The organism is Flavihumibacter rivuli (assembly GCF_018595685.2).
Taxonomy (GTDB): Bacteria; Bacteroidota; Bacteroidia; order Chitinophagales; family Chitinophagaceae; genus Flavihumibacter; species Flavihumibacter rivuli.
In genome coordinates, this window is sequence record NZ_CP092334.1 from 314780 (window position 1) to 337977 (window position 23198).

Sequence of the window (23198 nt, forward strand, 5' to 3'; positions counted from 1 at the left end):
GGCCAGGAGCCCAACAAATACCAAAGGGATATATTAATACCAAAATAAATGTCTATAAGGCAAAGTTGATACTGCTTCAGCTTTGCCTTATTGTTTAATTGCTGTAGCTTTGCCCCCTCTAATTGAATAGCATCTAGTAAAACTTAGTTTTTATGGCAAATACTTCGGATATCAGCCGTGGCCTGATCATTAAGCTGGACGGCAGCCTGTACAAGATCATTGAATTTGGTGAAAACAAGACAGCCCGTGCTGCTGCCAAGGTTTGGGCCAAGCTGAAGGGAGTGGACAATAACCGCACCATCGAACAGACCTGGAACAGTGGTGATACCATCTATCCGGTTCGTGTGGAGCGCAAGAACTTCCAGTTCCTCTACAAGGACGACAGCGGTTACAATTTCATGGATAACGAGACTTTCGAGCAGATCGCTGTGCAGGAAACCCTGATCGATGCTCCCCAGTTCCTGAAGGATGGCCAGGAAGTTTCTGTATTGATCAATACTGAATCCGAGTCCCCCATGAGCATAGAACTTCCTGATAAGATCGTATTGCTGGTAACCTATAGTGAGCCTGGCGTGAAAGGGGATACCGCAACACGTACCCTGAAGCCTGCAACCGTTGAAACCGGTGCTACTGTAATGGTTCCCCTGTTCGTGAATGAAGGAGAACTGATCCGCGTGAACACCAAGACTGGTGAATACGTAGAAAGGGTAAAGGAATAATTCCCGGAAAACATATACAAAGGCTTCCAGCAATGGGAGCTTTTTTTATTGGGTCCTGGCAGCCTATAGATCATGTTGGTTATTGTTGTAACAATAACCAGAGGGGGAAACAGAAGGAATAGTAGTGTTTTGGCTTGAAGGAATTGTTCCTGAACCGGTTAACGGGTTTCCCTATCCGCTAATTGGCAATCGAAAATTTCCTACGTTCCGCCAGTTTCTTATCTTAGCCGCCAAATTAGAATCACCAACTGTAAATTCAGTATCATGGATTTCAAACAAATTCAGGAGTTGATCCGATTGATCAACAAGTCGAACATCGGTGAATTGACGATTGAGGAGAAAGGGTTCAAGGTTACGATTAAGCAAAAGCAAGACAACATCCAGCAAGTAGTATCAGCAGCTCCTGTAATGGCAGCCCAGGCCTATGCCGCCCCGGCTCCTGCCCCCGCAGCCGCTCCTGCAGCTGCGCCCGCCGCTGAAAAGCCCAAGGCCGCTGAACCTGCTGCATCCAACCTGGTTACCATAAAAAGCCCAATGATTGGTACTTTCTACCGTCGTCCTTCACCGGATAAGCCCCTCTTCGTAGAAGTAGGCGATGAGGTTAGCCCGGGTAAAGTGGTTTGTATCATTGAGGCCATGAAACTGTTCAATGAGATCGAGAGTGAAGTGAAGGGCAAGGTCGTTAAGATCCTTGTTGATGATGCTTCCCCCGTTGAATACGACCAGCCTTTGTTCCTGGTAGAACCTGCATAAACGAATCGTTCATAGTCCATTGTTCCTTATCCATTGCCCTCAATGGCCATCGATCAATGGACTATTTACATCCAAAAACTAGTAGCTAATGTTCAAAAAAATATTGATCGCCAACCGTGGTGAGATCGCCCTTCGTGTGATCAGGACTTGCCGTGAAATGGGTATCAAAACGGTTGCCGTTTATTCAACTGCCGATAAGGACAGTTTGCATGTGAAATTTGCGGACGAGGCAGTTTGTATTGGCCGCCCCCAGAGTGCTGATTCCTACCTCAACATCCCGCACCTGATGGCTGCTGCTGAGATCACCAATGCCGATGCGATCCATCCGGGTTACGGCTTCCTGGCAGAAAATGCCCGCTTCGCCGAGATCTGTGGTGAGCATGGTATCAAGTTCATCGGCCCCACTCCCGACCAGATCAGGGCCATGGGTGATAAGATGACCGCAAAGGAAACCATGATCCGCGCCGGTGTTCCGGTTATTCCCGGAAGCGGCGGATTGCTGGAAAGCCTGGAAGAGGCCAAGAGCGTGGCCAAGGATATGGGTTACCCTGTCATCATCAAGGCAACTGCCGGTGGTGGCGGTAAGGGTATGCGTGTGGTATGGTCCGAAGATGAGATCGAGCGTGCGTACAATACTGCGAAGGCGGAAGCCCTTGCTGCCTTCAAGAATGACGGGATCTATATGGAGAAGTTCGTGGAAGAGCCCCGTCACATCGAGATCCAGATCGCCGGTGACCGTTATGGTAAAGTGTGCCACCTGAGTGAGCGCGACTGTTCTATCCAGCGCCGCCACCAGAAGCTGGTGGAAGAATCCCCTTCTCCCTTCATGACCCCTGAACTTCGTTATGCCATGGGGGAAGCGGCCAAGAAAGCAGCTTCTGCTATCAATTACGAAGGCGTTGGTACCATCGAGTTCCTGGTAGATAAGCACCGCAATTTCTATTTCATGGAAATGAATACCCGTATCCAGGTAGAACATTGCGTTACGGAAGAAGTGATCAACTTCGACCTGATCAAGGAACAGATCAAGATCGCCATGGGTGAACCCATCAGCGGCCGTGATTATGAGCCCCAGATGCATGCCATCGAATGCCGGATCAACGCGGAAGACCCATACAACGATTTCCGTCCTTCACCAGGTAAGATCACCGTGCTGCATACACCTGGTGGACATGGTGTTCGGGTAGACAGCCATGTTTACGCAGGCTACACCATTCCTCCTTACTACGATTCCATGATCGGTAAGCTGATCACGGTTGCGCGTACCCGTGAGGAAGCCATCGATACCATGTATCGTGCATTGAGTGAGTATGTGATAGAAGGAATCAAGACCACTATTCCTTTCCACCTGCAACTGATGCAGAATGAGGATTTCAGGAGTGGTAATTTTACCACGAAGTTCCTGGAGACCTTCAAGATGAAGTAACCTGAAATAATCCAAAGGCACAAAGACAGCCGCAACGAAGTGTACTACTTCAAACCGGTTTCCGTCTTTGTGCCTTTTTTATTGTCCAACCTTTCCCGGCGGCCTATTTTTTCCAGAGGCCTTCCAGCAACAACTCATTGAAGTTGGTGAGTGAAGATATCTTCAGGTCGGCTGCCCCCCACTTGGGATGCGCTATATCACCGGCGGCCGGCACTACCACGCATTTCATCTTGGCTGCCTTGGCTGCGATCAATCCATTAAAGGAATCTTCAAAACATACACAGTAGTAAGGTTCTACTCCGAGCAGGTCGGCACAATCCATATACACCTGGGGATGGGGTTTACCATAAGGAAGTAGTCCTGCTGAGCTGATGCCATGTAAATGTGGCCCGAGACCAAGTTTCTCCAGCACTACATTGATGAGCTCCATTGGGGAGGAGGAGGCAAGCCCTATCTTGAATTGTCTTTCCTTGAAGAAGTTAATGATATGTTCTACTCCAGGCATGGGTTGCCCTTTCTCACCGATCTTTTCAATGGCCTTGCGTTCGATGGTGGTGATGGCTTCCGGGGCATGTTGCTTATCGATCTTAAAATGATTGAACCAGTGATCGATCCATTCGCTGGTGCGCAAACCGGTACTGGAATGGTATTGCTCCGTGGTCAGGGAGGCGCCGAATTGTTGCAGGGTCTCTATCCCTGCTTCCTGCCAGAATGGCTCTGAATCGATCAGCAGGCCATCCATATCAAAAATTACTGCTTTGTTTGCCATGCGTAAAGATAATGGCAATCGGCCATTTTGTTTTGTTCCAGCAAGCCTTGTCCTGCATTTGTCGAAACGTCGCTATGTATGCGCAATTCCTTATATTGCGACTTCGATTGCTTGTTCACCCAACGACAACACATGAGTGATTTGATAGATCGTTTAAAGCAGATAAGACTGGTAAGGAAACTGGTATATGCCGTAGTTGGTTATGCTTCCTATCCGGGACTCTGCATCATCAATAAGCTGAAAATATCCGGTACCGAACACATTGAAAAACTTCCCCGAAAGAATGTTCTTTTTGTCAGTAACCACCAAACCTATTTTGCCGATGTGATCACTTTCCTGCATATATTCTGTGCAGTAAAGTGGGGAAAGCGGAATGAACTGGGTGTGCCTTATTATTTGCTGAATCCCTATACCAATGTTTACTACGTAGCTGCTGAAGAAACCATGCGGGGCAGCTGGATCAGTAAGTTTTTTATCCTGGCCGGGGCGCTAACCGTGAAGAGGACCTGGCGGCAAGGAGCAACCGAAGTGAGGCGAGGCCTGGATCCTTCCGATACCAGGAAGATCGAAAGGGCGCTTGGGAACAGCTGGGTAATCACCTTTCCACAGGGTACCACCCGTCCTTTTGCACCGGGAAGGAAGGGTACTGCCTTGATCATCAAAAAGAACAAGCCCATCGTGGTTCCGGTGGTGATCAACGGTTTCTGGAGGGCCTTCAATAAGAAAGGACTGAGCTTTAAAAAGAAAGGATCACTGCTGAGTGTGACCTTTAAGGAACCATTGACCATCGACTATGATGCAGAACCTGAGGTGATACTGGAGCAGGTGATGAATGCCATCGAGCAAAGCAAGGGCTATATGATGAAGGTTCCCCATTTGGCGCAGGCCATACAAGGGGCTCCTGAAAAACAAAAATCCTGATGTAATGATTTTGGAATAAATAAAAAGCTGTCCGATCGGACAGCTTTTTATTTATCGTTTATCCCTGGAAAAGGGCCTTCAGTTCTGTGGCATCATCCGGTTTCATCTTGCCACCGAGGATCAACCTCAATTGCCTTCTTCTCAGTGCACTCTCAAAAAGTTTTTGCTCTTCATCGGTTTCAGCGATCAAGCCGGGTACAGGCCTTGGTTTCCTATTGGGGTCAAGCGCTACAAATGTGTAATAGGCTTCGTTGCTTTTGTATTTGTACTGATGGGTCAGGTCTTCTCCCCAAACCTTTAAGTGAACTTCCATTGAAGTGGAGAAAGCCCTGGTAACCTTGGCTTCAATATGTACTACATTTCCCAGTTTGATCGGGGCCTCAAAGGAGATATTGTCCACGGAAGCGGTCACTACCGGCGCATTGCAATGCTTGCCGGCTGCCAGGGCTGCCGCAATATCCATCCAATACATTAATCGTCCACCCATCAGGTTGCCGAACAGGTTGGTATCGTTGGGTAATACCAGTTCGGTCATGATCACCTGTGAGTCTGCTGCTCTTCTTTGTTCCATATTCATTAATTAGCCCCGCAAAGCTACAGGGTAATGGGGAATTCTGTTGAATTTTAACATTCGGGTCAAATGCTCATCATTTCACATTGTCCCAGGAATGCCGGGTCTGCATCTGCCCCTATTCCCGGTCCTTCCGGAAGTTCCACCATGAATCCATTGTACCTGACACCACCGATCACCGGGTCAAGTTTATGGCCCATCATACAGGTGTCCATATCGTAGAATTTTACATTGTCGAAGGCGGTGGCAAAATGGGCAAAAGCAGAAAGGGCGATGCGGCTTTCCAGCATGCCACCCATCATGCAGGGGGTATTCCTGGCTTCGCAGGCCTGGTTGATGGCCCTGGCTTCCATAATGCCGCCGCTTTTGGCAAATTTGATGTTCACGTAACTGCATCCGCCTGCTTCAATGATCCTGATGGCATCATAGTGGTCGAATACACTTTCGTCGGCCATGATGGGAATGGGTGAGATCTTTTTAAGGGAAGGAAGGAAATGGTCGTTGTATCTCCGCATGGGCTGTTCACAGAATTCAATATTGTATTTGCCCATCGCTGTCAGGGCGAACTTTGCCCCATCAGGGTCCCAGCCCTGGTTGGCATCGATCCGCAGGCCGATAGCCGGTCCAACTGCTTCCCGGATACGATGAACCCTTTCAATATCTTCTTTAGGGTCCTTTCCCAACTTGATCTTGATGATGCGTACACCTTTTGCAATATATTCCTTTGCCTGTTCGGCCATTTTAGCGGGAGCACCGATTCCTATTGTAAGGTCAGTTTCAAGCGCCTTCTTTTCCCTGCCCCCAAGGAAACGGTAAAGTGGCAGCCCGGCTGTTTTAGCCGATATGTCGAACAGTGCCATATCGAATGCACTCTTGATGGTGGCATTGCCTGCAGTGAACAGGTGCAGTTCATTCATGCGTGCGGAAATGTCCATGGGATCCTTTCCTTTCCATAACCTGGCAAAGTCCTGGGCCATTACAAAACAGGTGGATTGTGTTTCGCCTAGGATCATGGGGAATGCTGAGCATTCACCAATGCCGGTAATGCCTTCATCGGTATGTACCCTGACCAGTGTGTTTTGTGCAGCATCCATGGTACTGGTGGCAATGGTAAATGGATGCATGGGAATGCTGTAGCGGTAAATGTCGATATGCGTGATTTTCATGTGGGTTGAATGAAGGCGAAAGATAGGCAATAGAACGCTTGCCTATATATGCCTTTCCGCTTTTTTCCAGTAGGCGAAGAATGATGGAAAATAGCCGCTTACCTCAGGGAACATCCAGGGGTAGGGGTCCTTCTGGCCGGGATAATGCCTGGCAATTGGATGGTTGATGCTATACATGTTGGCAGTGGGGAATCGTTCCCTTAACTCCCTTGCTTCCATTACTGCAACCTGGATGCCGGGGATGTTTTGCCTGGCCAGCTCCATTATAAATGCCATTACTTTTTCACTGACAGGGAAACGGTTGAAGTGCGATGGTTCCAATAACAGTATACGGTTGGCTGCTTCATCCTTACGCCAGTTGGGATTGAGCTGGTAGCTATTGTACAGCAAGACCGGCTTAGCAGGGTCAATGTTTAAGCTGTCTGATGCCGGTAGTGTCGTTTGCAATTCTAACGGATGGGTGGTATTCAGGGTGTCGGGTACCGGCTGGTCAAAGATGGCCTCGTAGGGATGGTCAAGGAAACTATTGGTTTGCCTGCTGTTCAAGTAACGGTTGATGTTCTCCTGGTTGGCAATATATTTCTTGGAGGAGAAACTGCCTGCTACCCATTGCCAGCTGCAGGTGTTACTGGCCAGGTCGCCATCGAGCAGGTGATAGTACATCCACGCTGCCGGCGCAGACCAGTGCGCCTTGCCGATATTGCAGGTTATACCTGCAACGTACATACGAAGATGGTTGTGCATATAGCCGGTTGAATAGAGATGTTCTATACCCTTATCTATAGCATCAATTCCTGTGCCTGCATTTTGAATGGCTGTAGGCAGATTATAGTGGTCGACCTCTTCCTGTTGCCTTTTGATATCGGTAAACATTTTGTCGCCCAGGTGCCACCATACCTGCTGGAAATATTCCCTCCACGCCAACTCCTGCAGGAATTTCCCGATCTGCCAGGGTTTATAGCCTTTGGCCAGGACCGCATCCTTTACTTCGGCCAGGGTGATCACGCCCCTGGACAGGTAAGGTGATAAATACGTGACCTTGCCATCAATGTAGTTCCTTGTTTTTGCGTAGGCAATGGGATCAACGCTGTTGATTCGTTCCAGGATCTCGTTGTATTGGGTCGGGAAGGTGATTGCTTTCATATGTTATCGCTTGCTGATCTTGTTCATGCTGATGGTCCTTTGCCTGCTGCATTTGAAACGGCTTACATCTGAAGCCCTTAATGCTGCATGTTTCGTGGTCCTTGATTGCATGCGCTTCCGCCACATCCTGAAACTGGAGGGTTTCATTTCCTTGCGCATGAGGGCGATCACCTCTTTCTCACTGAGGCCAAACTGGAATGCAATGGCTTCAAATGGGGTACGGTCTTCCCAAGCCATCTCAATGATGCGGTCAATTGCTGCAGGTGTCAATGGTTCCATATGCTGGTTCAACTTCTGATGAGTTTATGTTGACGGAGGATATTGGTTGTAAGGGGCTCGCCGGGAAGGTTATTCTTCCACGACATGAGTTCGCATAGGCATGCCAGGTGATCGCCTCCATCCATGGTATTGATGATGCGTAGTTTCATGAAAGCGAGACTTTCCTTCAGTACTGGAAATCCTTGCCAGTTGGTTACCAGCCCCCGCTTTTCAAGCCTTCCGACCTTATCAATATCATTGCCGCTTTGCTTGCCCAACAGTGTCGTTAGTCGGTATTGGTGATCGGCCAGTAACTGAAGGACAAACTCAGGGTGACGTTCAATATTGGACCTGGTCCTTGTGCCTTCGTAAATGCCGCAGATAAACCTTTTGGGTTGCATACTGATAGCGGTTACATAGGTGATCATATGCATGTTGTAAGCTGCTTTGCCATCAAAGCTGCTTATTGAATATACTGCCAGTTCAGGCCTGTTCCATGGGCGATGCATGTGTTGTCAGGATTGGTTTTAGCGTAACAAGATCAATTCGTTTCAATTATTGATGATCGGTCATCCAGTTGCTGCAGGAAGTTTTCTGCAATCCTTAAATGCTTTTGTTTTTTTTCTTCCGGCATCTTGTCGAATGTTTTCACCAACATGCCCAATCGAGGGTTGCTGAGGAAGAAATCCCTGTGCACATGCATGAAGCGCCAGAACAGGCCATCCCAAATTTCCTGCCATGGACCCTTTGGCCAATCACCCATCTTCATCAGGTAATTGCTGCCACTGATATAGGGTTTGGTGGTCATCAGGCCGCCATCGGCAAATTGGGTCATGCCGTATACATTGGGTACCATTACCCAGTCGTAGCTGTCGATATACATTTCCATGAACCATTTGTATACTTCATCCGGGTCAAATTCGCAGAGCAGCATGAAGTTGCCCAATACCATCAATCTTTCGATGTGATGGTTGTAACCTGTGTCCAGCAGCTTCCTGATCACTTTATCGATAGGGGTGATGCCAGTAGTGCCGCTGTAAAAACCCTGGGGGATCTTCCTGGTGAAATTCCAATAGTTGCGGGTCCTTTGTTTTCTTCCTTCGCGCACATAAACGATATGGATGAATTCCCTCCATCCCATGACCTGCCTGATGAATCCTTCCAATGCATTCAAAGGGATATTCAACCTGTTCCTTACATCCAGCACCCTTTCCAAAATGGTTGAAGGGTCTAGTAAGCCGATATTCAGTATGGGGGTGAGAACGGAATGGAAGAGAAAATTTTCATTGACCACCATGGCATCTTCATAATCACCAAATAGCTTCAGCCTTTCCTGCAGGAATAGTTCCAGCCACCTGTCAGCCTCCGTATGTGTTACCGGGTAAATAAATTGGTCGGTATGTCCTGGGTTGTCCTTGAAATGTTCCTTCACATGTTCGATAGCGGCATCTACAAATTTGTTCTTGTTGGCCTGGCGGATAGGAGGGATCATAAGTCCTTTGGGAACCTTCAGCCTGTTCTCGGCATCATAGGTCCATTTGCCACCTTCCGGTTCCCCTTTGGATCCCAACAGTATTTTGCGTTGTTTCCTTTGCCAGATATAGAAATCAGTTTGGAAATAGGTCTTCTTCTTCTCAAAGAAAGCGTGCAGGTCTTCCGGTTGGTTAAGGAAGTTGGGACTACTATGGAACACCAACAAAATTCCCTGGTCCTTGCAGGTTTTACGCAGTCTTCTTTCCAGCCAGTCGTCGGCAGGATAGGCCAGGTGGATGGACTGAACTCCCCTGTTTTTTAATGCAGGGATCAATCGCCTGCAATCGGAAATAACTTCAGAACTATTGATGTACTCAACAGCATAATTGTTTTCAGTTAACCATGATGCATACCATTGCATACTTGCCCTGTGCAGGATCAGCTTGTTCTTGTGAAAGGAATACTGCCTGAAGAAAAGCCATTCTTCAACAAGCATTACCGGCCTGTTTTTATCCAATGCATCAGAATGCCTGAACAACTGGTGGGGGAATACTAAAGTGATCTCATTTGCCATCCGGCGATTACAACAAAAACTGGTAGGCATTGTTTATTGAGGCAAAAGCAAAGCATGGAATCATTATCTGGAAAGCATATTCTGTTGATCGGAGCAACCGGGGGTATTGGAAGGAAGGCCGCCAAATTGCTGGCAGGAAGCGGCGCCATACTTTTCCTGACTGGCCGTAACAGGGAGAGCCTGGCGGAAGTAGCCAACGCATGTGGTGTTCCCCAGGAGAGAACGGCGGTGACCGATATTGGCGTGGAGGAGCAAGTGAAGAACCTGCATCAACTTTTTACTGCATCCATGCCTGGCATTGACATGCTCATCAACGCTGCAGGCGTTGGCATCATCAAACCGATGGAAAGTCTGACCACTGAGGATTTCATGACCACCCTCCACAACAACCTGGTTGGACCATTCCTGTTGATGAAGTATTTCCTGCCCGATTTCAAGGAGAAGAAAAAGGGTTTGATCATCAATATACCCGGTGTATTGGGAAAAGTGCCCATGGCAGGCGCGGCTGCTTACAGTGCTTCCAAGTATGGATTAGTGGGTATGCTGCAGAGCATCAGGGAAGAAGTAAAGCGTACTGATATCAGGTTTACCAATCTTTTCCTGGGTGGAGTGGATTCGCCTTTCTGGGATACCATTGACCTGCGGGTGCAGCGGGAAAAAATGATCCGTACTGAAGAGGCAGCGAGGGCCATCTGGTTCCTTTGCCAGCAACCATTGAGCGGGGTGGTGAGTGAGATGGTATTACAGCCATTCAATCACCAGGCAATTTAAGGGGCGGGTACTTGTGGAATCGATTGACCTGAATACCATATGGGAAGGGAATCTTCCCCCTTTCTTTCCTATTTTTGCGCCCTTAAAATGCTTGCTATGGATCCAAAGTCCGCCATTTCCTTTGATAATACCGCCAATGCCTTTGCTTACAAGTCGGATAAGGACCTTAAAAAGGCCCATTTCCTGTTTGCTTCCATGGGCTTCCAATCGCTGGTGAAGCTGGGAACAGCCGTAACACCCTGGGCCATCCGCGTAGGCCTGCCTATAAAGGGATTGATCCGCAATACCATTTTTGAACAGTTTGTCGGCGGTGAAACGCTGGAGGAAACTGCAAAAGTTGCCCAAAAACTGGGAGGTTTCAATGTACAGGTGATCCTTGATTATGGGGTAGAAGGGGGTGATTATGGCGAGGAGGGGCTTGACCATGCCTGCGATGAATTCATCAAGGTGATCAACTATGCCGCTTCCCAGCCCAATATCCCTTTCATGAGTATCAAGGTTACCGGCATTGCCCGCTTCGGCCTGCTGGAAAAGCTTGATGCTGCAGCCCATGCCAGGAGTGGATTCCAGGGTACAGTCCATACAGAAGTGCTTTCGCCTTCGGAACTGTCGGAATGGGAAAGGGTGGTAGCCAGGATGCAAAAGATTTGCAGTACCGCTTTTGAAAAAAAGGTTGGGGTGCTGGTGGATGCCGAGGAGACCTGGATACAGGACCCGGTAGATGCACTTACTATGCAAATGATGGCGCAATACAATAAGGATCGGGCTGTTGTATATAATACCATCCAATTATATCGCCATGACCGACTGCAGTTCCTGAAAGATAGTTATAACGCTGCAGAACAGGGAGGCTTCCTGTTGGGGGCAAAGCTGGTTCGCGGTGCCTATATGGAGAAAGAGCGAAAGCGTGCGGAGGAAATGAATTACCCTTCACCCATCCAGCCCAATAAGGAGGCCAGCGACCGGGATTATAACCTGGCAGTGGAATTCTGTATCAATCATATTGACAGGATCTCAACCATTGTTGCTTCCCATAATGAGTACAGTAACCTGTATGCTACCCAACTGCTCGAAAAACAAGGGTTGCCCCTGAACCATCCGCATGTTCATTTTTCCCAACTGTATGGGATGAGTGATAATATCACTTTCAACCTGGCAAAAGCCGGTTGCCCGGTGAGTAAGTACCTGCCTTTTGGCCCCATCAGGGATGTGATCCCTTACCTGATGCGCCGTGCCCAGGAGAACAGCTCAGTTGCCGGTCAAACGGGCCGGGAACTTGGCCTGATCAAGAAAGAACTGAGGCGAAGGAAGGGGTAGGTTTTAGAAAGTAATGACAAAACAGTTATAAGGGGCCGGGTAAGATTTTACCCGGTCTTTTTTATCAAAGGCCCAAAGATGCAACGGTAGGGGATTTGCCGGTGTCAGGTAAGCAAAAAAGCAAATGCGTTTCCTGTTTGTAGTTGTGTTGGCCAGTGTATTATTTGCCTGCTCAAAATCGAAAGAAGTTGCTGGTAAAGAAAGCCTTGCAGGTTCCTGGTTGCTGAGCTCCTATTATGAAAGTACTGGTGCTGCCGGTGAATGGAAACCAGCGAACAGCCTGCCCAATCGCAGGCTGGAGTTGAGGGCAGATGGCACCATGGCGGGGGACCTTATCATCCTAAACCGCTTTGAAACCTATACCACCCGGCAGGATAGCCTGGTGTTCTATGGTGCAGCCCGGCAGGATTCCCTGGTGATGCCTTATGAATTGGAAAGCAATATCCTGATGCTCTACCCATTATGTTATGAGGGCTGTGGCCTCAAATTCAGGCGGGTCCTACCCTGAAGAAACAGGGAGGCTACCAGTTGATAAAGGATACGATCTCCTCCAGGTATTTCCTGTCGGTTTCATCGAACTGGTCCAGTTCGTCACTGTCCACATCCAGCACACCCATTATTTCACCCTGGTTGAAAAGGGGAACCACGATCTCTGATTTGGAGAAGCTGCTGCAGGCAATATGCCCCGGAAACTTCTCCACATCCGGGACGATCAGGGTTTGCGCTTGTTGCCAACTGCTGCCACAAACACCCCTTCCTTTTTTGATGCGGGTGCAGGCTACAGGTCCCTGGAAGGGGCCAAGCACCAATTCCTCTCCCTTAACAAGGTAGAAACCCACCCAAAACCAGCCGAATTGTTCCTTCAGGGCGGCTGCAATATTGGCCAGGTTGGCCACCAGGTCTGTTTCCCCTTCCAATAGTCCTTTCACCTGGGGAATCAGGGAGGTATACTGTTCTTCCTTTGTGCCTTTGGTTATCAGTAGATTTTCTGCCATGGCACAAATATAGTGGCTGCTTCAGGCATTGGGCGATCCAATCCTATATTTGACAGGACCTTTACATTTCCACCAGTTACCCACACCTGAATAGTGGGAAAAAAGCCCATTTCCCATTCCTTTGGCCGATTCCTTAACTTGCGGGCATGCAGCAATACCATCAATTACTTCAACATATCCTGGATACTGGCGTAGAAAAATCTGACCGGACCGGAACCGGAACGATCAGTTGTTTTGGTTACCAGATGCGCTTTGATTTGCAAAAGGGTTTCCCTTTGGTGACGACCAAGAAAGTGCACCTGAAGAGCATCATTTACGAACTGCTCTGGTTCCTGCAGGGCTCCACCAATATTGCCTACCTGAAAGAGCATGGGGTAAGTATCTGGGATGAATGGGCGGATAAGGATGGCAACCTGGGACCGGTTTATGGCAAGCAATGGCGCAGCTGGGAAGGGAAGGATGGAAAAGTGGTTGACCAGATCGCAGATGTGCTCAGGCAAATAAAGACCAATCCCGATAGCCGCAGGATCATCGTGAATGCCTGGAATGTTACAGACCTTTCCGAGATGGCATTGATGCCCTGCCATACCATGTTCCAGTTCTATGTAGCCAATGGAAGGCTTAGCTGCCAGCTGTACCAGCGTTCAGCGGATGTTTTCCTTGGGGTGCCTTTCAATATCGCCTCCTATGCACTGCTGACCATGATGATGGCTCAGGTTTGTGACCTGGAGCCCGGTGATTTCATCCATACCTTCGGTGATGTGCATATTTACAGCAACCACCTTGAGCAGGTGAAACTCCAATTGTCGCGCGAGCCCTATCCATTGCCGGTGATGAAACTTAACCCGGAAGTGAAGGACCTCTTTGCTTTCCGTTATGAGGATTTTACACTGAAGAATTACCAGTGCCATCCTGCTATCAAGGCGCCTGTGGCTGTTTGACCGTTGGGTTGGTGGGCAGGTTCAGTGAACCGGCACTTTTTGAAATATTGAAAGGGAAGGATCAGTATTTTCCCAGACTTCAAAAACATATAGCTTGATCATTAGTATAGTCGTTGCCGTTAGTGAGAACCAGGTGATCGGAAAAGATAACCAATTGCTCTGGCATTTACCGAATGATATGAAGTTCTTCAAGAACACCACCTGGGCAATGCCGGTGATCATGGGAAGGAAGACTTTTGAAAGCTTGGGGAAGCCGTTGAATGGACGAACCAACATAGTGATCACTTCCAATGCCGACTATCGACCCGAAGGGGTGTTTGTGGTCAATAGCCTGGAAGCTGCCCTGGAGGTAGCGGCGAAGACAGATGCGCTGGAAGCCTTTGTGATAGGAGGGGGAGAGATCTACCGTCAATTCCTTCCGCTTACCCATAAGGTTTACCTTACGCGGGTGCATACTGCCATTGATGGGGATACCTTCTTCCCGGAATTGCCGGAAGCAGAATGGGTCCTTCATTCCAGGCTCGATTTCCCGGCCGACCAGAAGCATGCCCATGCCTATAGTTTCCTTGTTTATGACCGCAAGGGAAAGGATTCCTGATCTAGTCCTATCTTGCAGGCCCTATGAACCAGGCTCCTTATCATATTATCAAACTGGCAAAGAAATACCTCCACTACTACCTGACAGCGGCTAACGGTAAGGGACATGGTATTCATTCTCCCTTTGTGTATGATTTTGTGACTAAGGTGCTCGATGACCGCAGGCATTATTATGCCTATGATAAGGTAGAGGCATTGAGGGACCGATTGATGAACGACAAAAGGATTATTCCTGTTGAAGACCTTGGTGCCGGCTCAGGAAGGGATAGTGCAGCTGAGCGCAGCATTGCTTCCATTGCCAGAAATGCGGCAAAGCCAAAAAAGCTGGGTCAGTTGTTGTTCCGGATAGTTGACCATTACCAGCCTGGTGTTTGTATAGAATTAGGCACCTCACTGGGATTGACCAGCGCCTACCTTGCGCTCGGTAACCCAAAAGGAAAGTTGTTTACCCTGGAAGGTTCAGCAGCAATTGCCGGTGTCGCCAAAGAAAACTTACTGGCGTTGGGTATAGATAATGTGGAATTACTGAAGGGTAATTTCGATGACACCTTATTGCCCTTGCTCCATGGCCTTCAAAGCATTGACCTTGCCTTCATCGACGGTAACCACCGCTATGAACCTACCATGCGTTATTTCGGACAGTTAATGGAAAAAATCCATAACCAAACCATGCTGGTCTTTGATGATATCCATTGGAGTGAAGGCATGGAGAAAGCATGGGAGGAGATCAAGGCAGATCCAAGGGTTACCCTGTCCATTGACCTCTTCTTCCTGGGTATTGTTATTTTCAGTCCTGACATAAAAGTGAAGCAACACTTTACAGTTCGTTTTTGAGAATTATGTCGCTTCTCTTTTAACTATGCCCAATAACACCTAAATTGTTAGGTAAATAATCCCACCTCATTTTATGGTCATAGGCGTTTTAAAAGAACCCTCCTTTGAAACAAGGGTATCACTCTTGCCTGATGCTGTTGCATTGCTTGTAAAGAAAGGCCACCAGGTGATGGTTGAATATGATGCGGGGCAGGCAGCCTTTGCTCCCAATGAGCAATACCAGCAGGCCGGTGCGATCATGGGTGACCGTAATAAGGTGGTGGCATCAGATATCATACTGAGTATTCACCTGCCTGAAGTGAAGAACCTCCCCGGGACCAAAGGGGTGGTGTTGATCGGGGTTTACCAGCCGCTCTACCGATTCCTTGAATGCAAGGAACTTGCCTCAGTTGGTTATACCTGTTTCAGCCTGGACATGCTTCCACGGACAACAAGGGCACAGAGTATGGATGTGCTGAGTTCGCAGGCCAATATTGCCGGTTATAAGGCTGTGCTGCTGGCTGCGAATACCTATTCCCGTTATTTCCCCATGTTCATGACAGCAGCTGGTAGCATTGCGCCCGCGAAAGTGCTGATCCTTGGCGCAGGGGTGGCGGGCTTGCAGGCCATTGCTACTGCAAGAAGGCTGGGTGCCGTGGTGGAAGTATTTGATACGCGTCCTGCGGTTAAGGAAGAAGTAATGAGCCTGGGTGCAAAATTCATTGAGGTGGAAGGCGCAGCTGATGCTTCAGGCGCTGGTGGTTATGCGGTTGAACAATCTGCCGAGTTCAAGGCCAGGCAACAACAGAAGATCGCTGATAGTATTGCCAAGGCAGATATTGTGGTTACTACAGCGCAGATCCCGGGAAAGCAAGCGCCTAAACTAGTGACCAGGGAAATGGTGGAATCCATGCGGAAGGGCGCTTTGATCATTGACCTTGCTGCTGCAACCGGCGGAAATACCGAGCTCACCCGTAACAATGAAACGGTAAACCATAACGGTGTTACGATCATCGGCGATTCCAATCTTCCTGCCACCATGCCTTCTGATGCAAGTAAGTTGTATGGAAAGAACCTGATGAATTTCATGGAGCTGCTGACGAGCAGGGATGGCAAGCTGGAATTGAATTGGGAAGATGACCTGGTAAAAGGTTCCTGTATCTGCTTTAACGGCGAGGTGGTCCATGAAAGGGTGAAGTCCCTGTTAGGGTAACCATTGCTGTTAGTAATGATTGATTTGTCTGATCAAAAAAAGTTTTTTATGGATAGTATATTGGAATGGATCACTGCTTACCAGGAATACATTTATATAGTGGTCCTGATGGTCTTCCTGGGTATTGAGGTGATTGGTCGCGTACCCAGCGTATTGCATACGCCATTGATGAGTGGGGCCAACGCCATACATGGTGTGGTGATCATTGGTGCCATTATTGTAATGGGTAAGGCAGCGTCTTATAATTACCTCGCCATCATCCTGGGATTCCTGGCCGTAATTCTTGGTACACTTAACGTGGTTGGTGGTTTTGTGGTCACGGATAGGATGCTGGAAATGTTCAGCCACCGGAAACAAGCTAAAAAATAAATCAGCAGCCATTCCCATACCCTTCAACTCAAGACGCTAATCATGAATCTTTCAATCCTTGCAATCATTTACCTGCTGGCCTCCGTGTCTTACATCCTTGGCCTGAAAATGTTATCCAACCCGGCAACAGCCAGGAAGGGTAATGGTATTGCTGCTATTGGTATGGGGCTGGCCATTATTGGGACGATTTTTCTTTACCAGGATGATGAAGGCAATTTGCTGGGAAATAAGGCATGGATATTCGGCGGTTTGCTGATCGGTACCGTAGTGGGTGTAATGGCAGCAAAAAAGGTGAAGATGACGGCCATGCCTGAAATGGTAAGCCTCTTTAATGGGATGGGTGGGGCCTGTGCGGCATTGATCTCCATGGTGGAGTTCAACCACCTTGCCGATAAGATCCATTCGCAGCCTGAGATCCTGCTGGAAGATATCTTTCCTTCCAGTGGAGCTTACTGGACCTGGACCTCAGAGATGCTGGTGATACTTGCGGGCCTGGTAATTGGGGCAGTGTCTTTTGCAGGAAGCGTTATTGCCTGGGGTAAACTGAACGGAAGGATTAAGGATTTTGCTTTCAGGGGGCAGCATATCCTTAACCTGCTACTGCTGGCCATTGTGTTGGTGCTTTCTGCCTGGATGATACTTGTCCATGAGAATGCCAATGTGATGGTGTTCTACCTGGTGTTCCTGCTGGCGGTATTGTATGGGGTGTTTTTTGTTTTGCCGATAGGCGGCGCAGATATGCCGGTGGTGATTTCCCTGTTGAACTCGTTTACCGGTGTGGCCGCTGCTTGTGGTGGATTCCTGTATAACAATAAGGCCATGCTTACCGGTGGGATCTTGGTGGGTGCTGCAGGTACCTTACTGACCATCCTCATGTGCAAGGCCATGAACCGTTCGCTAAAGAATGTTTTGATCGGCTCCTTTGGTGCCACCTCAACCGGAGGTGGCGGAGCAAAGCAGGAGCAGGGAACTTATAAGGAGATTTCACTTAGTGATGCTGCAATGGTATTGGCCTATGCCAATAAAGTGATGATCGTTCCGGGTTATGGCCTCGCAGTTGCCCAGGCGCAGCATGCCTGCCATGAATTGGAAAAACAGCTTGCCGAAAAAGGGGTTGAAGTGAAATACGCCATCCATCCCGTTGCAGGCAGGATGCCCGGGCATATGAATGTATTGCTGGCCGAAGCAGACGTGGCATATGAGAACCTCCTGGAAATGGAACATGCCAATGAGGTATTTCCCTCAACAGATGTGGTATTGGTTTTGGGGGCAAATGATGTGGTTAACCCGGCAGCCAAATCAGATCCGTCTTCGCCCATTTATGGTATGCCTATCCTGGACGTTGAATCTGCAAAGACCTGCATCGTTAACAAGCGGAGCATGAAGCCGGGTTATGCCGGTATTGAGAATGACCTGTTCTTCCGGCCCAAGACCTCTATGTTGTTTGGTGATGCCAAAAAGGTATTGCAGGAATTGGTTGCGGAGATCAAGAATGTTTAGCGCGATTTCTTCATCCAGTCTATTGCCGCTTTTATTTTCCCGTCTTTTTTCCAATTAAAGAAGTTGTCCCCTCCGACAACCCTGATATCGGGTTGAACATCCTCCATGTATTGTTTTCCTGTCCTGTCGGTCATGAAATCAACTGCCAGCACTATCCCATTGTCCTTGCCGGGCAGGTACCAGCCCTGGTTGGCCGTAACAAATCCTGCTGTAGGCTCACCGACCAAAACTGCTGCCGGCCGGCCTTTGAATGCCAGTGCCAATGCCTCCCCTGAACTTCCTGTAACAGGCCCGATGATAACGGCTACTGGTAGCCTGGAAAGGTCGCCGCATTTCCTGTTGCAACTGGTTAATGTAGTGTCAAAGGCGATGACGGAATTTCCTTTCACCATTGTCTTTCCTGTTGTGTCTCCCTTATTGTTCCTGGTCATGGAAATGATGCCATCACCCAGCAGGTTGCCAAGTCCGCTGATCATGGGGAACATATTCCCTCCACCATTGAGCCTGAGGTCAACGATAACTCCTTTGGTGTTGGGCTTGATATTGGCACATAATGAGTCCTGGATCTTTTGTGCGAATCCCTGCATGGCCTCTGCTGATTGTCCGCCAAAGAAGGGGATGCTGACATAGGCATAATGGTTGTCGATCAGGCCGGCATAAACTTTTGGTCCTTTTGCTGCTGCTGCTTTGATATCGGGATTTATCCTGGTGGTGTCAAAATGATAATCAGGGTTGCGGTAGTCCTTGTCTTCGAAGACCAGCCATCCATGTTTATCCCCCAATGCATTGAATGCTTTGATGAGGGAAGGGTAGGCGTCCTGGTAGGATTTGCTGCCTGCAATTTCCTTGTAAACATTGCTGCGCATCTCTGCCCAGTTTACGTTAGCGGAGTAAATGGATCTTTGCTCCATCAGGTTCAATGCGCTATCCACAAAGGTCTTGACGCTATCGGGTACCTGTGCGGAGACAGATAAACTTCCAATGAACAGGCAGGTTGCCAGGATAAGTAGATATCGGGACATAAGAACTGATTAAGGGCGCAAAGTTATGCTGTATGGGAGAAGGGAGCTGACCGCTGGTCATTTTGGTGAATGAAGTGGAGATAATGGCGACTGGGTCGTAATTTTACCGGATAATTTTTTGTCTTTGTCCTTACCGTCATCATTCATTCGGTCCATTGGGGATGCTCCTGGATTTGACCAGGAGAGCTTTTGTAAAGTACATGATTCAGGGGAGCAGGTAGTCTCCATAAGGATGAATCCTGCCAGGATTTCCTTGTCGGGAAAAGAAGGGGACGAATCTGCTATACCTTCCGGTCTTTCCTTCCGGTTGCAGGAGAGGGTCCCTTGGTCAGGTATGGGCTATTACCTTGCCGAAAGGCCTTCCTTTACTTTCGATCCCTTGTTCCATGCGGGGGCCTATTATGTACAGGAAGCGTCCAGCATGTTCCTGGAACAGGCCATCCGTCAATGCGTTGATCTGGACCAGCCCCTGACCGTTCTTGACCTGTGTGCAGCACCCGGGGGCAAATCCACCCATTTGCTTTCCCTGATCGGCCCGGATAGTGTATTGGTCAGTAATGAAGTGATCAGGGCCAGGGCGTCCATATTGGAGGAGAACATTACCAAATGGGGGAGTGCTAATGTGGTGGTCACCAATAATGACCCCAGGGATTTCTCCGGCCTGGAAGGACTTTTTGATGTGATCGTGGTGGATGCGCCTTGCAGCGGAAGTGGCATGTTCAGGAAGGATCCCGATACCATTGCCGATTGGAGTGAGTCAAATGTTGCCTTATGCAGCCAGCGCCAGCAAAGGATCCTGGCGGATGTATGGCCTGCCCTGAAGGAAGGTGGTATATTGGTGTATTCCACTTGTTCCTATTCAGTAGCAGAAGATGAAGCCATTGCGGATTGGTTGCTGGAGAATTTCGAGGCCGTATCCATTGGACTACAGGTAAGCAGCAAATGGAATATTGTTGAGACAAATTCATCGGGGAAGGGGGCGAAAGGGTATCGATTCTATCCCGATAAAGTGAAAGGCGAAGGGTTCTTCATTACCGTATTCAGGAAGGAAGGACATACAACACAGTCATTCCCTTCCCGGAATAAAAAAGTAAAATGGGAAAAACTGGGCAAGTCAGGATCGTCCCTGGTAGCGCCATGGCTGTCCAATAAGGGGCTTTCCTTATTGGACTGGAACGGTCATATCCTGGCTATGCCTGCACAGGTAGAAGGTTTGCTTCCTTCCCTGCAGCAACTATTCATTAAAAAGGCAGGCGTGATGGTGGGCAAACTGGCCGGTAAGGACCTTGTTCCGGATCATCCATTGGCCTTAAGTACTATACTGTCGAAGGAATTGCCTGTCATTGCAGTAGACAAGGACCAGGCCATTGCCTACCTGCGCAGGGACGACCTTCACATTGCCCCCGGCATCAAGGGATGGGCATTGGTGCAATATGAAGGATTGTCGCTTGGCTGGGTGAAGGCATTGCCCAACAGGCTCAATAATTACTATCCCAAAGAGTGGCGGATACTGAAACAGCCCGGTCAGTAATTTGGCTTCAATTTTGCCGATAAACACGCATATTTGCAACGAGTAAAATCTATTCCTTATGCAACGAAAGCCGATTTTGTGGTTGTTTGGCCTGTTGTTCAGCTTATCCCTTAAAGCCCAGCCTAACCTTGAGATACAGGGTGTTTCCCCTTCTTTATATGTGGTACATGTGGTGCAACCCAAAGAGACCTGGTATAGCCTGGGGAGGTTGTATAATATCAGTCCCAAGGAATTGGCCCCTTACAATAATGCCGACCTTTCCAAGGGGGTTAGCATTGGCCAGGTAGTACGTGTGCCATTGAACAGCACTAATTTTTCCCAGGATGGCCAGAAGGCCACCGATGAAGCATTGGTGCCTGTTTACCATAAAGTAGCTGAGAAGGAATGGATGTACAGGATCAGCACCAATTACAATAAAGTGCCGATAGAAAACCTTGAGAACTGGAACAAGATCAAGCGCGACCAGGTGAAGGCGGGAATGACATTGGTGGTAGGTTACCTGAAAGTAAAGCGTGAATTGTCAGCCCTGGCCGGCCAGGCAGCAACCGGTGTGCCGGTGGCCGTAACTGCACAACCCAAGGCGCCGGTTGAGCCACCGAAGGAAGAGAAGCCGATCACTACCCCAAAGCAGGAACCTGCAACAGGGGCCAAGCCTGCACCGGCACCAGTGTTGACCAAGCAGGATCCGCCTAAGCAGGCAGGTGATAACAGGCCAACATCCATTGATTATAAAGGTGGATATTTCAAATCCCAGTTCGAGAATTCCGGAAAGTCAAACAAGGGTGCAGCCAATATCTTCCGCAGCACGAGCGGATGGAATGATGGCAAATATTATGCTTTGATGGATAATGTGCCGGTAGGTACCATTGTACAGGTGGTGAATACTGCTAACAATAAATTCATCTATGCAAAAGTATTGGGTACGCTTTCGGATATCAGGGAGAATGCAGGGCTGGTGATACGATTAAGTAATGCAGGCGCAGCTGAACTAGGAGCTGGTGAAGCCAGGTTTGCAGCAGAAGTGAGATATTGACCAGGTGCAATAAAGTAAAAAGGGGCTTTGGCCCCTTTTTTTATGCTTTTCTTTTACTTCTTGTTTTTTGATTTTTTGTACTGGATGAGTTTTCCATCCTCTATGGTGTACATGGTTTCGCGCGTAGTGATGTTCAACAATGGAGCGGTTCCATCAAAGGGCTTGGTTTCCTCCAGCCTTTTATAAAGATGCCGGTAAAGGGTGGCATTACCAGTCGGGACTTCCAGGAACCAGCTTTCCATCAGTATCCTGTCCTCTGTGGGTAGAATTGACCCATGCAATAGGGTTTCGGGTTTGCCTGTTTCGGGGTCGGTCAGATTGATCTTCCTGACTGGCATGACAACGATCATTTCCTGTTGCTTTTCGTTGAGGTAAATGACTTCATTGGTCACCAGGTCCAGTTTGATCATCTGATCCTTTACCAATTTGTTATTGGGCAGTTCTATATCGGCCTTCGCGTAGGCGTCCTTATAGAATGCTGAGCCGCTTTCCACTTTCGAATAACGATCGGTGATCCTGGGAATGGAATTGGAGAAGGCATTCAGGTTGATCATCCTGCCATTATTGCTATTGGAGAACTCTGCATTACTTACCTGTGCAAGCAAGGCCGCAGGTGTAATGGCTAATAGGGATGCAAAGATGAGTTTCATGGTTGAGGTATCTGGGTTCATTTTTTCCTGCCCTTCTTCACTTCCACTAAAACACTGTCCTGGATGGTGTAGAAGCTTTTCTTTTCGACAATGTTGATCTCTGTTGTGGCAGAATTGTATTGTTTGTATTCATCCAGCTTTTTGGTGTGTAATTGATAGCAAGGGGCATTCTCCGTTGAACAATCAAGGAACCAAGCAGCCTTTAGTTTTTTTTCGTCAGTAGGCAGTAAGGATCCGTGGATAAAGACCTCCGGTTGTCCTTCAGTACCATTGGCAAAGATGATCCTTTCAACAGGAATAGTGGCGATCATTTCATCTCCCTTGTCGTTTTTGAATTGGATCTCACCGGTAACCAGGTCGAGCCTGATCAGCTGGTCTTTTGCAGCCTTCCCATTCGGGAATACCAGGGTTGCTTTTTCAAAAATATCCCTGTAATAAGGTGAGCCGGAATTGATCCTGGTGTATTTGGTAGGGGTACTGGGCATGCCATTGGCAAAAAGGTAGAAGTTCTCCGATGGCCCTGCTATAAGGGTAGATACATCCACACTCTTGACCTGTGAAAAGGCCAATGCCGGAAAGGTCAGTAATGTGGCTATCAGGATTTTTCTCATGGGCAGTTCTTTACTTGGACCTTCAAGTTACAAAACCTGCCAGAAAAAAAGGGCGCCCTGTT

At 48.4% G+C, this 23198-nt stretch carries 26 protein-coding genes; 15 read left to right on the top strand and 11 right to left on the bottom strand.

What is annotated here, in order from left to right; genetic code table 11:
- Window positions 1-152: 152 nt before the first annotated feature.
- The 3 genes from efp to accC all read left to right on the top strand — a co-directional run bounded on the left by efp (window position 153) and on the right by accC (window position 2898).
- Window positions 153-719, top strand: a complete 567-nt coding sequence (gene efp / locus KJS94_RS01345) for an elongation factor P (RefSeq protein WP_214446962.1) — start codon at window positions 153-155, stop codon at window positions 717-719.
- Window positions 720-983: 264 nt separating this feature from the next.
- Window positions 984-1472, top strand: a complete 489-nt coding sequence (accB, locus tag KJS94_RS01350) for an acetyl-CoA carboxylase biotin carboxyl carrier protein (protein WP_214446963.1) — start codon at window positions 984-986, stop codon at window positions 1470-1472.
- Between the two features lie 88 nt (window positions 1473-1560).
- A complete protein-coding gene (gene accC, locus KJS94_RS01355; RefSeq protein WP_214446964.1) occupies window positions 1561-2898 on the top strand; it encodes an acetyl-CoA carboxylase biotin carboxylase subunit in 1338 nt (445 codons plus the stop codon).
- A 103-nt stretch (window positions 2899-3001) separates the two neighbouring features.
- On the opposite strand, the gene hxpB is transcribed toward accC, so the two are convergent.
- Window positions 3002-3667 (bottom strand): hexitol phosphatase HxpB, encoded by a 666-nt coding sequence (gene hxpB, locus KJS94_RS01360; protein WP_214446965.1) that lies wholly within the window; start codon window positions 3665-3667, stop codon window positions 3002-3004.
- Window positions 3668-3745: 78 nt separating this feature from the next.
- Between hxpB and KJS94_RS01365 the strand changes: the two genes are divergently transcribed.
- The gene (locus tag KJS94_RS01365; RefSeq protein ID WP_239804245.1) at window positions 3746-4588 is read left to right on the top strand and encodes a lysophospholipid acyltransferase family protein; all 843 of its coding nucleotides are present in this window, start codon (window positions 3746-3748) and stop codon (window positions 4586-4588) included.
- Window positions 4589-4646: 58 nt separating this feature from the next.
- Here KJS94_RS01365 and KJS94_RS01370 read toward each other — a convergent pair whose 3' ends face one another.
- The 6 genes from KJS94_RS01370 to KJS94_RS01395 form a co-directional block, all read right to left on the bottom strand.
- Window positions 4647-5159 carry an acyl-CoA thioesterase gene (locus tag KJS94_RS01370; RefSeq protein WP_239804246.1) on the bottom strand — a complete coding sequence of 171 codons (513 nt, stop codon included), beginning with the start codon at window positions 5157-5159 and terminating at the stop codon, window positions 4647-4649.
- Window positions 5160-5224: 65 nt separating this feature from the next.
- Complete coding sequence (locus KJS94_RS01375; protein ID WP_214446967.1) at window positions 5225-6325, bottom strand: mandelate racemase/muconate lactonizing enzyme family protein; 1101 nt, start codon at window positions 6323-6325, stop codon at window positions 5225-5227.
- Window positions 6326-6367: 42 nt separating this feature from the next.
- Window positions 6368-7468 carry an FAD-binding domain-containing protein gene (locus KJS94_RS01380; protein ID WP_214446968.1) on the bottom strand — a complete coding sequence of 367 codons (1101 nt, stop codon included), beginning with the start codon at window positions 7466-7468 and terminating at the stop codon, window positions 6368-6370.
- 3 nt (window positions 7469-7471) lie between these two features.
- The gene (locus KJS94_RS01385) at window positions 7472-7747 is read right to left on the bottom strand and encodes a TIGR03643 family protein (protein WP_214447263.1); all 276 of its coding nucleotides are present in this window, start codon (window positions 7745-7747) and stop codon (window positions 7472-7474) included.
- Window positions 7748-7755: 8 nt separating this feature from the next.
- Window positions 7756-8235 (bottom strand): flavin reductase family protein, encoded by a 480-nt coding sequence (locus tag KJS94_RS01390; RefSeq protein WP_214446969.1) that lies wholly within the window; start codon window positions 8233-8235, stop codon window positions 7756-7758.
- A 32-nt stretch (window positions 8236-8267) separates the two neighbouring features.
- Window positions 8268-9803: a cryptochrome/photolyase family protein gene (locus tag KJS94_RS01395; protein ID WP_239804247.1), complete on the bottom strand. Its 1536-nt coding sequence runs from the start codon at window positions 9801-9803 to the stop codon at window positions 8268-8270.
- Between the two features lie 24 nt (window positions 9804-9827).
- Between KJS94_RS01395 and KJS94_RS01400 the strand changes: the two genes are divergently transcribed.
- The 3 genes from KJS94_RS01400 (at window position 9828) to KJS94_RS01410 (ending at window position 12369) form a co-directional block, all read left to right on the top strand.
- Window positions 9828-10544, top strand: a complete 717-nt coding sequence (locus KJS94_RS01400; RefSeq protein ID WP_214446970.1) for an SDR family oxidoreductase — start codon at window positions 9828-9830, stop codon at window positions 10542-10544.
- 96 nt (window positions 10545-10640) lie between these two features.
- Window positions 10641-11861: a proline dehydrogenase family protein gene (locus KJS94_RS01405; protein ID WP_214446971.1), complete on the top strand. Its 1221-nt coding sequence runs from the start codon at window positions 10641-10643 to the stop codon at window positions 11859-11861.
- A gap of 124 nt (window positions 11862-11985) precedes the next feature.
- Window positions 11986-12369 carry a hypothetical protein gene (locus tag KJS94_RS01410; protein WP_214446972.1) on the top strand — a complete coding sequence of 128 codons (384 nt, stop codon included), beginning with the start codon at window positions 11986-11988 and terminating at the stop codon, window positions 12367-12369.
- Window positions 12370-12382: 13 nt separating this feature from the next.
- Here KJS94_RS01410 and msrC read toward each other — a convergent pair whose 3' ends face one another.
- On the bottom strand, window positions 12383-12856 hold the full coding sequence (gene msrC, locus KJS94_RS01415; protein ID WP_214446973.1) for a free L-methionine (R)-S-oxide reductase MsrC: 474 nt from the start codon (window positions 12854-12856) through the stop codon (window positions 12383-12385).
- Between the two features lie 146 nt (window positions 12857-13002).
- Here msrC and KJS94_RS01420 point away from each other — a divergent pair, with 146 nt between their 5' ends.
- The 6 genes from KJS94_RS01420 to KJS94_RS01445 all read left to right on the top strand — a co-directional run bounded on the left by KJS94_RS01420 (window position 13003) and on the right by KJS94_RS01445 (window position 18289).
- Complete coding sequence (locus KJS94_RS01420; protein ID WP_214446974.1) at window positions 13003-13797, top strand: thymidylate synthase; 795 nt, start codon at window positions 13003-13005, stop codon at window positions 13795-13797.
- A 94-nt stretch (window positions 13798-13891) separates the two neighbouring features.
- Window positions 13892-14395, top strand: coding sequence for a dihydrofolate reductase (locus KJS94_RS01425; protein ID WP_214446975.1), 504 nt, complete (start codon window positions 13892-13894; stop codon window positions 14393-14395).
- Window positions 14396-14418: 23 nt separating this feature from the next.
- Complete coding sequence (locus KJS94_RS01430; protein ID WP_214446976.1) at window positions 14419-15228, top strand: O-methyltransferase; 810 nt, start codon at window positions 14419-14421, stop codon at window positions 15226-15228.
- 73 nt (window positions 15229-15301) lie between these two features.
- Window positions 15302-16420 (top strand): Re/Si-specific NAD(P)(+) transhydrogenase subunit alpha, encoded by a 1119-nt coding sequence (locus tag KJS94_RS01435; RefSeq protein ID WP_214446977.1) that lies wholly within the window; start codon window positions 15302-15304, stop codon window positions 16418-16420.
- 48 nt (window positions 16421-16468) lie between these two features.
- Complete coding sequence (locus KJS94_RS01440; protein WP_214446978.1) at window positions 16469-16789, top strand: NAD(P) transhydrogenase subunit alpha part 2; 321 nt, start codon at window positions 16469-16471, stop codon at window positions 16787-16789.
- A 42-nt stretch (window positions 16790-16831) separates the two neighbouring features.
- Complete coding sequence (locus KJS94_RS01445) at window positions 16832-18289, top strand: NAD(P)(+) transhydrogenase (Re/Si-specific) subunit beta (RefSeq protein ID WP_214446979.1); 1458 nt, start codon at window positions 16832-16834, stop codon at window positions 18287-18289.
- Here KJS94_RS01445 and KJS94_RS01450 read toward each other — a convergent pair.
- Window positions 18286-19311 carry a S41 family peptidase gene (locus KJS94_RS01450; protein WP_214446980.1) on the bottom strand — a complete coding sequence of 342 codons (1026 nt, stop codon included), beginning with the start codon at window positions 19309-19311 and terminating at the stop codon, window positions 18286-18288. The two genes, KJS94_RS01445 and KJS94_RS01450, sit on opposite strands and share 4 nt — an antisense overlap.
- 124 nt (window positions 19312-19435) lie before the next feature.
- Between KJS94_RS01450 and KJS94_RS01455 the strand changes: the two genes are divergently transcribed.
- Together KJS94_RS01455 and KJS94_RS01460 are read left to right on the top strand one after the other, a co-directional pair.
- Window positions 19436-20842: a methyltransferase RsmF C-terminal domain-like protein gene (locus KJS94_RS01455; protein WP_214446981.1), complete on the top strand. Its 1407-nt coding sequence runs from the start codon at window positions 19436-19438 to the stop codon at window positions 20840-20842.
- 58 nt (window positions 20843-20900) lie between these two features.
- Window positions 20901-21875 carry a LysM peptidoglycan-binding domain-containing protein gene (locus tag KJS94_RS01460; RefSeq protein ID WP_214446982.1) on the top strand — a complete coding sequence of 325 codons (975 nt, stop codon included), beginning with the start codon at window positions 20901-20903 and terminating at the stop codon, window positions 21873-21875.
- A 53-nt stretch (window positions 21876-21928) separates the two neighbouring features.
- Here the strand turns inward: KJS94_RS01460 and KJS94_RS01465 are convergent, their stop codons facing one another.
- Together KJS94_RS01465 and KJS94_RS01470 are read right to left on the bottom strand one after the other, a co-directional pair.
- Window positions 21929-22525 (bottom strand): hypothetical protein, encoded by a 597-nt coding sequence (locus tag KJS94_RS01465; protein ID WP_214446983.1) that lies wholly within the window; start codon window positions 22523-22525, stop codon window positions 21929-21931.
- Between the two features lie 17 nt (window positions 22526-22542).
- Window positions 22543-23136, bottom strand: a complete 594-nt coding sequence (locus KJS94_RS01470; protein ID WP_214446984.1) for a hypothetical protein — start codon at window positions 23134-23136, stop codon at window positions 22543-22545.
- Window positions 23137-23198 lie beyond the last annotated feature (62 nt).